The sequence below is a fragment of the Trichococcus sp. K1Tr genome (assembly GCF_028309625.1).
In the GTDB taxonomy this organism is placed as follows: Bacteria; Bacillota; Bacilli; order Lactobacillales; family Aerococcaceae; genus Trichococcus.
This window is the reverse complement of sequence record NZ_JAQMHR010000007.1, coordinates 23160-35999: the sequence shown is the minus strand read 5'-3', so window position 1 is coordinate 35999 and position 12840 is coordinate 23160. Positions and strand designations below refer to the sequence as shown.

Here is a 12840-nt window from a genome sequence, read left to right as displayed (position 1 = left end):
ATGATGAATGCCTTGATTGCACAAATTGAAAAAGCTAAACCTTTTTTTGAGAAAGTATCCCGTAATATCTATCTACGCGCAATACGTGATGGCTTTATCTCAGCGATGCCTGTTGTTCTGTTTTCAAGTATTTTCTTATTGATTGCATATGTTCCTAATATCTTCGGTTTCTCATGGAGTGCATCGACTGAAGCTTTGATTATGAAACCATACGGATATACGATGGGGATTTTAGGAATTTTGGTTGCTGGCACAACCGCAAAATCTTTAACAGATTCCTTTAACAGAAAGCTGGAAAACACAAATCAAATTAACTTTCTTTCTACTATGCTGGCTTCCATATCTGGTTTCTTACTCCTTGCTGCGGATGCAGTTGAGGGCGGTGGATTTGCAAACGGATTCTTAGGGACAAAAGGACTATTGACAGCGTTTCTTGCAGCGTTCATTACTGTGAATATCTATAATATCACTGTGAAAAATAATGTGACAATCCGGATGCCGGAAGAAGTACCACCAAACATTTCACAAGTATTTAAAGATATTATTCCTTTTACCTTAGTGATAGTCGTTCTTTATGGTTTAGATATATTGACTAGGAACATTATGGGCACGAATGTGGCGGAGTCTGTTATTAAGTTATTCGAGCCACTATTCACAGCGGCTGATGGTTACTTGGGCATTACAATAATATTTGGTGCATATGCACTATTCTGGTTTGTTGGTATACATGGGCCATCTATCGTTGAACCTGCTATTGCAGCGATTACTTATGCGAATATTGAAACAAATTTCCAACTTTTACAAGCTGGACAGCATGCAGATAAGATTCTGACATCCGGAACACAAATGTTTATCGTTACAATGGGTGGTACGGGTGCAACGTTAGTTGTTCCATTCATGTTCATGTGGTTATCAAAATCAAAACGTAATAAGGCGATCGGTAGAGCGTCAGTTGTACCAACTTTCTTTGGGGTTAATGAGCCAATCTTATTTGGAGCACCTATCGTTTTAAATCCAGTATTCTTTGTTCCATTTATTTTTGCACCAATTGCTAACGTATGGATTTTCAAATTCTTCGTTGATGTTATTGGAATGAACAGCTTTAGTGTGAATTTGCCTTGGACAACGCCAGGTCCTTTGGGAATTGTTATAGGAACAGGATTCGGGTTGATGTCATTTGTTCTCGCTCTTACATTGATTGTAGTAGACGTAGTGATTTACTACCCATTCTTTAAAGTCTATGATGCACAAATTCTTGAAGAAGAAAAAGCAGGTGTATCATCTATTGATAGTTTGAAAGAAAAAGTTGAAGGTAGCTTTGATACTAAAAAAGCCAAAGCGGTCCTTGCAAGTGCTGATACGAACGAGAATGATCCGAAAGTTTTTGAAAATAAAATAATAGAAGCTAAAAATGTTCTTGTCCTTTGTGCCGGCGGTGGAACAAGTGGCCTTCTTGCTAATGCTTTAAATAAAGCTGCGGCTGAATATGGGGCTCCTGTAAAAGCAGCAGCGGGTAGCTATGGTGCTCACATGGATATCATGAAAGACTATGATTTAATCATCCTGGCACCTCAAGTGGCTTCGAATTACGAAGATATTAAACAAGATACTGACAGATTGGGCGTTAAACTTGCTAAAACGCAAGGAGGTCAATACATTAAATTGACCCGTGATGGCCAAGGGGCTCTTGCATTTGTTCAGGAACAATTTGAAGACTAGACAGGAGATTATAATATGAAAAAGTTACCAAAAGATTTTATTTTCGGGGGCGCAACAGCAGCCTATCAAGCTGAAGGGGCGACACAAACAGATGGAAAAGGCCGTGTAGCTTGGGATACTTATCTTGAAGAAAACTATTGGTATACAGCAGAGCCAGCCAGTGATTTTTATCATCTTTATCCTGTGGACCTGGAACTTAGTGAAAAATTCGGTGTAAACGGCATTCGAATTTCCATTGCATGGTCACGTATTTTTCCGACTGGTTTTGGTGAAGTAAATCCTAAAGGTGTTGAATACTATCATAATCTCTTTTCAGAATGCCATAAACGTCATGTAGAACCTTTTGTCACGCTGCATCATTTTGATACTCCTGAAGTGTTGCATTCAGATGGAGACTTCTTAAATCGTAAAAACATTGACTATTTTGTTGATTACGCTGCGTACTGTTTTAAAGAATTTTCAGAAGTTAACTATTGGACTACGTTCAATGAAATAGGCCCGATAGGTGATGGTCAGTACTTAGTTGGTAAATTCCCTCCAGGGATCAAGTATGATTTTGAAAAATTATTCCAATCCCATCACAACATGATGCTTGCACATGCAAGAGCTGTTAAGTTTTATAAGGATAAGGGATATTCAGGAGAAATAGGTGTCGTTCATGCGCTCCCAACAAAGTACCCTTATGATCCATCCAATCCAGGTGACGTGCGAGCAGCAGAATTGGAAGACATCATTCACAACAAATTTATTCTGGATGCCACTTACTTGGGGAGGTACTCTCAAAAAACGATGGAGGGTGTCAATCATATTCTCTCCATAAATGGTGGCAAGTTAGATCTTCGTGAAGAAGATTTTGAAATTCTTGAAGCAGCTAAGGATTTAAATGATTTTCTGGGCATTAATTATTACATGAGCGATTGGATGCGTGCGTTTGATGGTGAATCAGAAATTACGCATAATTCAACCGGGGCTAAAGGCGGATCTAAATATCAGCTGAAAGGTGTCGGAAGAAGAGAATTTGACGTAGATGTTCCACGAACTGATTGGGATTGGATGATCTATCCACAAGGCTTATATGATCAAATGATGCGGGTCAAAAATGATTATCCTAATTATAAAAAAATCTATATTACTGAAAATGGCTTAGGCTATAAAGATGAATTTGTAGATGGTACAGTCAAGGATGATGCACGTATCGATTATGTTAAAAAGCATTTAGAGATCATTTCAGATGCAATAACAGCAGGTGTGAACGTGAAAGGTTATTTCATATGGTCATTGATGGATGTTTTCTCATGGTCAAATGGCTATGAGAAACGCTACGGATTATTCTACGTGGATTTTGAAACACAGGAACGTTATCCGAAGAAAAGTGCTTACTGGTATAAGAAGTTGGCAGAAACTCAGATAATCGAATAGCACGTTTATTCTTATAGAGTAGGAAAGTATAAAATTTTTCAGCTGTGGAATGTGATGATAGCACATGTTCCACAGTTTTTGTTTTGGTTTCACAGTGGTAAAATACTTAAGTTATTGAACCGCCGTGTACGGAACCGTGCGCACGGTGGTGTGAGAGGTCGGAAAATTCAGAGCCAGCTCCGGCGAAGGGACTGCTCGCCGGAGGAAACAACTCCAAAAATAGGGGCTAACGCCGGCGAAGCCGTCGATCACCGGATCACCGGGAGCTGTGCTCCGGTGATCCGGTAACCTTTGGCAACACCGTAACTCCACAAAAATAGAACGCACAATCGGGATAAGCCGATTGTGCGTTCTATTTTAATTTTTCAGGCTTTCTCTTCGAAGATGCGCTGGGTGAAGCCGTTGAAGTCCGTGATGACGCCGTCCTTGCAGAGGTTTTCCTTTTGGAAGGTGTCCCGGTTCTTGAAGAACGGATCGATCGCGATAATCATGCCGATGTTCGCGCTGTTGGCAGCGCGCAGACCGGAATAAGCATCCTCGATGACCAGACATTCTTCGGGGGTGACCCCGAGTTTTTTGGCGGCATGCAGGAAGATGTCCGGCTCCGGTTTGCCGGGGAATGAACCGTCATCGAAGACGACTTTGTCCGGATCGAACCAACGATCAAGCGCGAAGGTGTCGAAATAGAAGTCGACATTTTCTTTGATGGTCGCGGTGGCGATCGTCAGCGGCAAATTGCGCTCCTTCAGATCGTCCAGCACTTCGATCAAGCCGTCCGTCAACACGAGTTGCTCCGGTTTGTTCAGGCAGAGTCTGCGGTAGTGTTCTTCCTTCTCCAAAGAAAGTTTCTGCACTTCCTCGTCCGTCAGGTCAGGGGATACAAAATGACGCAAGATTTTGTCGTTCGTGCGGCCGTGTACGTTTGTCAGAATCTCTGTTTCTGTGAGCCCGTTGCCTGGACTGTACTTTTGGATCATGTCGATCCAGGCCTGTTCGTGCAGATGCGAATCCTGGAACATTGTGCCGTTGAAATCAAAAATGATGCCGTTCAGTTTCATAAGTTAGCTCCTTCTTCTGTTTGGGCTTGGGTCAGGGTGACGTACTGCGAGTAATGCGTGACCAGATCTGCGCTGATATGGTCATCGGTGACCAGGTGATCAATGTCGTGCAGGTTGTAGAAATTGTAGAAGTCGTCCCGGTTGAATTTCTTGTTGTCCGCCAGCAAGTATTTTGTGCGGGAGTTGTTCAGGGCGATGTTCTGGGTTTCGCCTTCCGCCATGCTATAAGTAGAGATCGCTTCATTGTGGATGCCGTTGGCGCTGATGAAGCATTTGGTGAACTTCAACTTTTTCAGGTTGTCGTTCGCGATCGGGCCGAAGAAAGCACCCGTATTTTTCCGGTAATCGCCGCCAATCATAATGATATCCGCGGTGTCGTATTGGCGCAGATTTTCGAAAACCGGATAGCTGTTTGTGATGATGCGGATTTTTTTGCCACCGAGATAGCTCGCCAGTATTTCGATCGTCGTGCCCGGCCCGAGGAAAATGGTGTCGCCATCCTCGACGTAGCTTGCCGCCAACTTTGCGATCGCTTTCTTTTCTTCTTTTTGGACTTCTTGTTTTTCCGTATGCGAGAGCTCCTGATCCAATGCGTAGCTGATGCTTTGTGCTCCGCCGTGGATGCGCAGGATTTTTCCGGCCTTATCGAGTTCGTCCAGATCCCTGCGCACGGTCATGTCGGAAACATTCAGTTGCTTGACGATGTCGGCTACGGTGATGATGCCTTCTTGGTTGACGATTTCAGTGAGTATTAACAGGCGTTCTTTTTTTAACATTTTCATTCACCTCTTTATATTATCCATAATTTAGCACAATTTCACGGTCTGGTCAATGGTAAACGAACAAAAATAAACAAAAACATAACAAAGTAGTGGGGTTTCGAACAAGAATATGTTTTTTAATGCAATATAGGTGAAGTTAATTGTTGGAAAATCATTTGGATGCGGTTTCCGTAAAGACGTAAAGAAACACAAACAATCATTAATGAACATGAATAGGGGAGAGGCAGCTGTTTCGATCACCTGAAGATCTTCTATTTGGTTGGGCCACTGCTGCATATCAAGAAGGTGTGTATTTCTATCATAAAGTCTTTGCGGAATGTGAAAAACAAGATGTGCTGCCATTCGTGACGCTGCATCATTTCGGCGCAATTCTGATTAGCAACAAAAAAACCAGCTGATGTGCTGTTTTTTTTGTGAAAATACATCGCCAGCTCCGGGGAAGGGCCTCTCACCGGAGCACAGCTCCCGGTGATCCGTTATCAGATCAGGGTGTAATTGGAAAGGCACAAAAAAAGACGCACACCAGCCGATTGCTAGTGCGCGTCCGTATTTCTTGATTATAGTGATTTAGCCAATGCTTCTACTTTAGCCAAGCCTTCTTCGATGATTGCTGCTGCTTGATCAGGAACAGCTGCGTGTCCTTCGATGATGACTTCGCCGATGATTTCCATTCCGAATACGCCGCCGAATGCGTTGCGCATGTAGTTGACGCCCATGTCCAATGGAGCCATTTCAGGAGAGGAGTAGTTGCCGCCGCGTGCGTTCAGAAGGATAACTTTCTTCTCAGGCATCAAAGCGACCATTTGGCCAGTTTCGTCGTATTTGAAAGTGAAGCCGGCTGCGAAGATGTAGTCGATGAATGTTTGCAATTTAGCAGGGATCGTCAAGTTCCACAATGGGAATGCGAAAACGATCACGTCAGCTGCAGTCACAGCATCCATAACTTTTTGTTTTGCTGCCAAAAGGCGTGTTTCGATGTCAGTCAATTCTTCGCCGACTGCCATTTTGCCGTAAGCGCCGAAAAGATCTTGGCCCAAGTAAGGCATGTCTTCTGAAAAGACATTGTAAGTTGTGATGTTCAATTTTTCATTTTCTTTGGCTGCAGCCAAAAAAGTTTCGTACATTTTTGAAGAAATTGCCTCTTCTGCTGGTCTGTTGTTTCCTTTTACTACTAAAACGTTCATGTGTGTTCCTCCACTTATTGTATATTTGATGCGGTTTTCAGTTCACTTACCGCATGTAAGTACAGTATAACATCTCGGCTTCGAAATAAATAGTCGGAATGCTCAAAAAAATAAATAATTTGAAATTTTGTAACATTTGAACTACCATAGTAAAGAATATTTCGATAGTTTCGAAACAACGGGAGTGAATGTTTATGCAAAAATCCGGCCAAAGCCAACGGATTGAAATTTTTGACGGTATGCGGGGATTGGCTTCCCTTATTGTCATGATTTTCCACATGGCGGTCTGGACAGTTTATGGCTACAGCGCCAATGAATACAAAATATTTGCCAATTCCTTTTGGAGGGTGGCGACGCAGACACCCTTGAAAATGATCTGGGGCGGCAATGAAGCGGTGCTGGTTTTCTACATCATCGGCGGTTTCGTCCTGGCGCGGCCTTATCTGAACGGGCGGAAGCTGGACTTCAAGCCGTTCATCATCAAACGCTGGATCCGGCTGATGCTGCCCTATGTGCTTATCATCGCAGTGACGGTCATCCTGATCGCGCTGTTCGGAGCATGGAAACATGACACGATCGACTTGAGTGGTTCGTTCAATGTGAAATGGAAAAGAGTGCCGAATGCGCTGGAGATGCTGCTGTATTTTCTCGGGTACGACTACAATCTGAACATCCTCAGCGGCGCTTTTTGGAGCATGGTCCAGGAATGGCGCTTGTCCTTCATCCTACCCTTTTTGGCTGTAGCGCTTCACCGCAACCGGACAGGGAAGGTCCTTGGATATTATACTGTCGTGCAGTTGGGGATCGAGGCATTGACGAACTGGGGCATGCGCAGCGGCACGGCCTGGTTGGCACAACTGTCGGAGTCGCTCAACCGAACCAATTACTATGCAATCTTTTTTGTGATGGGGGCAGTGCTGGCGAAGCACCTTCCGGCCATCCGGACATTTGTGCGGGAGCACTGCCGTTTCCGGATCCTGTCGGCCTTGGCGATCCCATTCTTGATCCCGAGCCAGTGGATCCTGTCGGCGCTCGGTTTATCGTTCCGGGTGCGGCACGCGCTGTTGCTGACGGGGCTGGGCATCATTTTGTTCCTGCTGCTGTGCATGGAATCTCCGCATTTGACCGCCTTCTTCAAATCGAAACTGCTGCTGCTTTTGGGAAAGCTGTCCTTCAGCCTGTACCTGACGCATACGACGTCGATCATCCTCTTCGTGACATTTTTGGGACAGGTCATCCCCCCGGAAACGGCGCTGTTGCTTTCGCCGTTGTTCGCTTTGCCGGTGGCGTATCTGTGGCAGAAGCACGTCGAAGCTAGGTGCCTTAGTTTGCTCAATCATTTCAAGAATTAGACGGCCAACCCGCCTCAAATATGATACTATAGAAAGAAGTATAAGAATTCTGAAAAAATAAGCAGAGGTGGACACATGTCAAAAGATATCATTTCCATCGTCGTTCCTTGCCATAATGAGGAGGAGATGGTCCCGATTTTCCATAAAGCGATTGCGGCAGTCAGCTATCAGCTGCCGGATGCCGCATTCGAACTGATTTTTGTGAATGACGGTTCAAAGGATGCCACGTTGGTGGAATTGAAGCAAGCGGCCGCTTTGGATGAGCGGGTGCACTACCTTTCCTTTTCGCGGAACTTCGGCAAAGAGGCCGCGCTGGTGGCAGGGCTGCGCCATGCGACCGGGGATTACGTAGCCGTGATGGATGCGGATCTCCAGGACCCGCCGGACATGCTAGTGGAAATGTTTGCGTTGATCCGCACAGGCGAATATGATTGCATCGGCACGAAACGCATTGACCGCAAAGGCGAACCGCCAATCCGTTCCTTTTTCGCGCGGCAATTCTATCAATTGATCAACCGCATTTCTGATACGGAAATCGTCGATGGCGCCCGGGATTATCGTTTGATGACGCGCCAAATGGTCGATGCGGTCCTTGAAATGACCGAATACAATCGGTTTTCGAAAGGGATTTTCAGTTGGGTTGGCTTCGAGACGAAATACTTACCCTATGAAAATCAGGAACGGGTCGCCGGCCAAACGACATGGTCGTTCTGGAGCTTGTTCAAATATTCGCTGGATGGGATAGTTGCCTTTTCTGAAGCACCGTTGGCGATTGCTGCCTTAACCGGGGTCCTGTCTTTTGCGGTCGCTATTTTGGGAGCATTGATCATTGTCGTGCGGACCTTGGTCTTCGGAAACGAAACATCTGGTTGGACTTCGCTCATCGTCATCATTTTGGGGATGGGGGGCTTACAGTTGCTTTGTCTGGGGATACTCGGAAAATACCTGGGGAAAACCTTTATGGAGACCAAAAGGCGGCCGATCTATATCTTGAAGGAGACAGATATTACCTTGCCGACTAATTACAGGGAGGGGCAAGACAATGACTAAACTGTTGGCCCAAGTGGTGAAGTTTGGACTCGTCGGTGTAGTGGCTACTGTACTGGATTTTCTGATTCTTTACATTTTGGCCGATTTCATCGGCTTTCATTATCTGACGGCCGCCGCGATGGCTTTTGTGGCGGCGACTTTGTTCAATTACGCAGCGAGCATGCGCTATGTTTTCACGAGCCGCTTCGGTGCGGCGGAGAAGCGCCAAGAGTTGCTGTTATTTGTCACCCTCAGCGTCATAGGTTTGGGATTGAACCAATTGCTGATGTGGCTGTTCGTTGATCAAGTGGGGTTATACTATCTGGTGGCCAAAATCGCCGCCACCGTGTTCGTGATGGCCTGGAATTTCATTTCCCGGAAAGTTTGGCTGGAGGACAAAAACGGATAATGGCGAAGGGGCTAAAATCAGAACGCCTGCTCCGGGGAGATTACGCTCACCGGAGTAGGGAGTATTTTAGCGTTGCCTCCTCCGGTGAGGATCTCCTCGCCGGAGGAGCCGCTTCGTTTATCCAGAGGACATTAAGAATATAAAAAAACGAATGCGTTTGCCTCCTTTTGGAACAGCCGCATTCGTTTTTCTGTAACAGTAAGCCTAAATCAGTAACTGGTCCAGCCAGCGTCCGCGGTCACGACGGCGCCATTGACGAAACTGGAGTCGTCGGATGCCAGAAAGAGTGCGACAGAAGCAATCTGATCGGGCGTCCCGAAAGCCGGGTTGATCACCATGCCGACGCCGGTCGTTTCCTGGCCGAATTTGCTGACTGTGCCCATGGATTGGGCGATATTGGTAGCGACAGCTCCAGGGGCGATTGCGTTGCAGCGGATGCCTTTTTTCGCGTACATGAAGGCTGTATTTTTCGTCAACCCGATGACAGCATGCTTGGAAGCGACATAAGCTGCGCCAGCGCGGCCACCTTGCAGACCGCCAATCGAGGCGATGTTGATGATGTTGCCATGGCCTTGTTCCAGAAAATATTGGATGGCTTTGCGGCTCGCATACATCGGACCGTTGACGTTCACGGCGAAGACCCGGTCCCAGCGCTCGTTCGAGACTTCCCCGACCGGTTCGAAGCCGTCCATAATGCCGGCGTTGTTGACGAGGATGTCCACTTTTCCGAAGAGAGCGATGGCGGTATCGATCATAGCGTCGGCATCGGCTTCGATGGAAATGTCGGTTTTTATGGCAGCGGCAGCATCCAGGGTTTCGGCGTTGATTTCGTTTGCGACTTTCAGTGCACCCTCGTAGTTGTAATCAGCAATAACTACTTTTGCGCCTTCTTTTGCGAATTTGCGGCAGATGGCTTCGCCCATACCCGAAGCGCCTCCGGTCACAACAGCAACTTTGTTCGTCAGTCTCATGTTGATTTCCTCCTCATGACTTGTTGGTTCAATCATATCACGATGGCGCTTACAAGTATCGGATGATGATCTGTGCAGAAGAAAAAATACAAAAAGCGATGGCTTATTTCTTCATTTCGGATAAAATAGAGTGATAATAACGTGGGAAAGGATGTGGAAAGCGGAAGATGGCAAATTATCCATTCGACAAGGAGCGCAGCCTCCTGAAGACGGACGAATCGACCAGAATAACAATGCTGCTGCTGAATACTTTTTTAATTGTGACTGCTGTCGCGTTGGTGATCAGCTTCTACATCCTCGCCAATCTGGAAATAAACGAAGAGCCGGCCGTATCCGACATCATCATCGTACCGGAAGGCGCGCCGGAGCGGGGCATCAAGGCATCCGAGTTGCTGGATGAAGGCTATTCCGAGTCCGGCAAGATTATCGTCTCCCCGCTGCTTGTGGATGCCGAACTGTTGCATCTGCAGCCATACGGCGAACTGGGCATGATGGATGATGACATATTGGCGGATTACCAGGCGACCAGCACTTGGACCAATGCCGTCTTCAGCATCGCGTTGATGGAGGAGAACGGCTACGATTCCGCGATTGTTGTTTCGAGCGATTATCACATGAACCGGGTCAAGTACAGCTTCGAGAAAGCGGCAAAAGGGAAGGACTTGACGTTCATCTACGTTTCCGCTGGCGGCCCGTACGGTTTGCCCTGGATCGAAACCCAGCTCGGCAGGCGACTGGCTCAGTATGAAATCTTTAAGACAGTCGGTTATTGGTTAGGGTTATATAATTTCATCGATATAGGGGAAGGCGGCTCGTGAATGGGGAGCGCGCCTTTTTTTATTTCATGGGGGATTTTCCTCATGCAAACATCCAAAAAATACATACAAATCCGCACTCGTGTATCCGTTTGCAAAAACGTTCCCCACTTTTGCATTCTTGACGGTTATTCTTAGAAGAAACGCCGCTGTGGTGCTATACTTTTTGGTATAGGAGGTGCTGAGATGCTCGTGGAAATTGTGATGGAGAACTTTTTTTCCTTTAAGGATGAAGCTACTTTTTCGATGGTAGCCAGCCCGATTGCTGAACATCCGGAGTCCGTCTACGGCAAGGACAATATCGCCGTGACGAAATTGGCGACGATCTACGGGGCGAATGCCAGCGGGAAAAGCAACTTGCTGAAGGCGATGAAGATGATACAGGAAGGCGTACTGTTGCAGAATTTAACGTCCATAGAATGGTTGGATCACATCGAACCGTTCCATCTGGATGCGCGCACCGAGAAAAAGGACACAATGTTGGAAGCCAGCTTCCTTTTGGCCGGGAAACTTTATCGCTATGGGTTTTTCGTCAATCGCAAACGGGTGACCGAGGAATTTCTTTATCTGGAAGGCGACGAGCAGAAGGATTTGTTTTTCCGGGATGCGACAGGCAAGATCGTCGGCGGGGAATGGGCCGAACTGTTCAATCACATCATTTTGGATGATACGCGGTTGGCATTGTCATCCTTGCTTTCCGCACCTGAATCAGCCGAGCATCCGGAGTTGAAACTATTTCTCGAATGGTTTACGGAGATGCGCATCATCCTCGATGCGTCGAAAATTGGCCTGTCCATTTCGATGGCGAAGATGCATCTGTCCAAATACAAACATAATCTTATGGCCTTGATTCGCGTGGCCGACCCGTCCATCCAGGACATCGTTGTCCACGAACTCGGCAATACGCGCAATGGCCGGCCGGAACTGGCGTTTTTCGTCGTCAAAACCCGGCGTAATGAAGCAGGGGAAGCAGAGCCGCATTGTGAAAATTTCCGTTTCCAGGATACCGAATCAGCCGGGACCGTCAAACTGTTGGCATTGGCCGGCCCGATCATCGAGGCGCTCGAAAAGGGTGGCCTGTTGATGGTCGATGAGATGGATACGCAATTCCATACATTGATGACGCGCTATGTGCTGGAACTCTTTTCCGGCGACGTCAATGACAAAGGCGCGCAGATGATCTATTCGACGCACGACATCACGAATCTGTCCAGCAGCCTTTTCCGCAGGGATCAGGTCTGGTTCGTGGAGAAGGACAGCTACAGCGCTAGCCACCTGACTTCCTTGGTGGAATATCGTTTTGATGACGAAGAAAGGAAGAACAGTTTTGAATTTTACCGCAACTACCTGAACGGCAAATACGGGGCGATCCCGTTCCCGTTGCCGGTGGATTGGTGGGTCGACAATGGAAAATAGAAGAAGGGGCCACAAGAAAAAATTTGAACGGCCGGTCGGAACCAAACGGCCGGAAAAAACTTTCCTGATCCTTTGCGAAGGCACCAAGACCGAGCCGAACTACTTCCGCAGTTTTCACGTCATCTCTGCGCAGGTCGAAATCGTCGGGACGGCGATGAACACGATGTCCTTGGTCAACCATGCGCGCGAAGTAATCGATACCCGGCGTGACGAGTATGATGAAATTTGGCTTGTTTTCGACAAGGATTCCTTTGACCGGGACATCTTCAACGAAGCCGTCTTTTTCTGCGAAACGCATTACCGGGAAGGCTTCCGGGCTGCCTACAGCAATGAAGCTTTCGAAATCTGGTATCTACTGCATTTCGAACTGATCAAAAAATCGATTTCGCGCTTCCATTACCCTGACATGCTGTCGAAACGGCTGGGATTTTTCTACAAAAAAAATCATCCGCATATGTACAACGTATTATTATCAAGGCAGCCGGCAGCTATCCAGAACGCCAAGAAACTCTACAGTCAGCGCTCGCCATCGCCAGCCCGGGACAACCCGTCCACGACCGTCTTCATGCTTGTCGAGGAACTGAACAAACACCTGCGAAAATAAATTAAAAAATTTTAAAAATAAAAAAAGCTGGCGCGGATTTTTGCGGATAATACCAGTGTAGGTCTTATCAAGCAGCAAAGGC

General features: G+C 46.8%; 12 protein-coding genes and 1 pseudogene. 9 read left to right on the top strand and 4 right to left on the bottom strand.

Annotated elements, in window-relative coordinates; all coding sequences use genetic code 11:
* The first annotated feature begins 3 nt into the window (after positions 1–3).
* Both PH235_RS11090 and lacG read left to right on the top strand, forming a co-directional pair.
* Entirely contained in the window at positions 4–1719 is a 1716-nt protein-coding gene (locus PH235_RS11090) for a lactose-specific PTS transporter subunit EIIC (protein ID WP_272162487.1), read from the top strand.
* Positions 1720–1734: 15 nt separating this feature from the next.
* Positions 1735–3138 carry a 6-phospho-beta-galactosidase gene (gene lacG / locus PH235_RS11085; protein WP_272162398.1) on the top strand — a complete coding sequence of 468 codons (1404 nt, stop codon included), beginning with the start codon at positions 1735–1737 and terminating at the stop codon, positions 3136–3138.
* A gap of 365 nt (positions 3139–3503) precedes the next feature.
* On the opposite strand, the gene PH235_RS11080 is transcribed toward lacG, so the two are convergent.
* Both PH235_RS11080 and PH235_RS11075 read right to left on the bottom strand, forming a co-directional pair.
* Positions 3504–4190: an HAD family hydrolase gene (locus PH235_RS11080; RefSeq protein WP_272162486.1), complete on the bottom strand. Its 687-nt coding sequence runs from the start codon at positions 4188–4190 to the stop codon at positions 3504–3506.
* A gap of 2 nt (positions 4191–4192) precedes the next feature.
* Positions 4193–4972 (bottom strand): DeoR/GlpR family DNA-binding transcription regulator, encoded by a 780-nt coding sequence (locus PH235_RS11075; protein ID WP_086629655.1) that lies wholly within the window; start codon positions 4970–4972, stop codon positions 4193–4195.
* A 284-nt stretch (positions 4973–5256) separates the two neighbouring features.
* Here PH235_RS11075 and PH235_RS14595 point away from each other — a divergent pair.
* Positions 5257–5340, top strand: a pseudogene (locus tag PH235_RS14595) (family 1 glycosylhydrolase); the annotation flags it as partial.
* A 195-nt stretch (positions 5341–5535) separates the two neighbouring features.
* Here the strand turns inward: PH235_RS14595 and PH235_RS11065 are convergent.
* Positions 5536–6162, bottom strand: a complete 627-nt coding sequence (locus PH235_RS11065; protein ID WP_272162397.1) for an FMN-dependent NADH-azoreductase — start codon at positions 6160–6162, stop codon at positions 5536–5538.
* Between the two features lie 194 nt (positions 6163–6356).
* Here PH235_RS11065 and PH235_RS11060 point away from each other — a divergent pair, with 194 nt between their 5' ends.
* From PH235_RS11060 to PH235_RS11050, 3 genes are all read left to right on the top strand, one after another.
* Complete coding sequence (locus PH235_RS11060; RefSeq protein WP_272162396.1) at positions 6357–7514, top strand: acyltransferase family protein; 1158 nt, start codon at positions 6357–6359, stop codon at positions 7512–7514.
* Between the two features lie 75 nt (positions 7515–7589).
* The gene (locus PH235_RS11055) at positions 7590–8564 is read left to right on the top strand and encodes a glycosyltransferase family 2 protein (RefSeq protein WP_272162395.1); all 975 of its coding nucleotides are present in this window, start codon (positions 7590–7592) and stop codon (positions 8562–8564) included.
* On the top strand, positions 8557–8952 hold the full coding sequence (locus PH235_RS11050; RefSeq protein ID WP_272162394.1) for a GtrA family protein: 396 nt from the start codon (positions 8557–8559) through the stop codon (positions 8950–8952). Before PH235_RS11055 ends, PH235_RS11050 begins: the two co-directional genes overlap by 8 nt.
* A gap of 209 nt (positions 8953–9161) precedes the next feature.
* On the opposite strand, the gene PH235_RS11045 is transcribed toward PH235_RS11050, so the two are convergent.
* Positions 9162–9923, bottom strand: coding sequence for an SDR family oxidoreductase (locus tag PH235_RS11045; protein WP_334223641.1), 762 nt, complete (start codon positions 9921–9923; stop codon positions 9162–9164).
* 167 nt (positions 9924–10090) lie between these two features.
* Here PH235_RS11045 and PH235_RS11040 point away from each other — a divergent pair, with 167 nt between their 5' ends.
* The 3 genes from PH235_RS11040 to PH235_RS11030 all read left to right on the top strand — a co-directional run bounded on the left by PH235_RS11040 (position 10091) and on the right by PH235_RS11030 (position 12758).
* Complete coding sequence (locus tag PH235_RS11040) at positions 10091–10741, top strand: YdcF family protein (protein ID WP_272162393.1); 651 nt, start codon at positions 10091–10093, stop codon at positions 10739–10741.
* A gap of 183 nt (positions 10742–10924) precedes the next feature.
* A complete protein-coding gene (locus PH235_RS11035) occupies positions 10925–12154 on the top strand; it encodes an AAA family ATPase (RefSeq protein WP_272162392.1) in 1230 nt (409 codons plus the stop codon).
* Positions 12144–12758: an RloB family protein gene (locus tag PH235_RS11030; RefSeq protein WP_272162391.1), complete on the top strand. Its 615-nt coding sequence runs from the start codon at positions 12144–12146 to the stop codon at positions 12756–12758. The genes PH235_RS11035 and PH235_RS11030 overlap by 11 nt, the downstream gene beginning before the upstream one ends.
* Positions 12759–12840: the final 82 nt, after the last annotated feature.

Coding starts and splice junctions, on each gene's coding strand:
- PH235_RS11040 (WP_272162393.1), top strand. CDS start 10,091: ATGGCAAATTATCCATTCGACAAGGAGCGCAGCCTCCTGAAGACGGAC.
- PH235_RS11030 (WP_272162391.1), top strand. CDS start 12,144: ATGGAAAATAGAAGAAGGGGCCACAAGAAAAAATTTGAACGGCCGGTC.
- PH235_RS11055 (WP_272162395.1), top strand. CDS start 7,590: ATGTCAAAAGATATCATTTCCATCGTCGTTCCTTGCCATAATGAGGAG.
- PH235_RS11060 (WP_272162396.1), top strand. CDS start 6,357: ATGCAAAAATCCGGCCAAAGCCAACGGATTGAAATTTTTGACGGTATG.
- lacG (WP_272162398.1), top strand. CDS start 1,735: ATGAAAAAGTTACCAAAAGATTTTATTTTCGGGGGCGCAACAGCAGCC.
- PH235_RS11045 (WP_334223641.1), bottom strand. CDS start 9,923: ATGAGACTGACGAACAAAGTTGCTGTTGTGACCGGAGGCGCTTCGGGT.
- PH235_RS11065 (WP_272162397.1), bottom strand. CDS start 6,162: ATGAACGTTTTAGTAGTAAAAGGAAACAACAGACCAGCAGAAGAGGCA.
- PH235_RS11075 (WP_086629655.1), bottom strand. CDS start 4,972: ATGTTAAAAAAAGAACGCCTGTTAATACTCACTGAAATCGTCAACCAA.
- PH235_RS11050 (WP_272162394.1), top strand. CDS start 8,557: ATGACTAAACTGTTGGCCCAAGTGGTGAAGTTTGGACTCGTCGGTGTA.
- PH235_RS11035 (WP_272162392.1), top strand. CDS start 10,925: ATGCTCGTGGAAATTGTGATGGAGAACTTTTTTTCCTTTAAGGATGAA.
- PH235_RS11090 (WP_272162487.1), top strand. CDS start 4: ATGAATGCCTTGATTGCACAAATTGAAAAAGCTAAACCTTTTTTTGAG.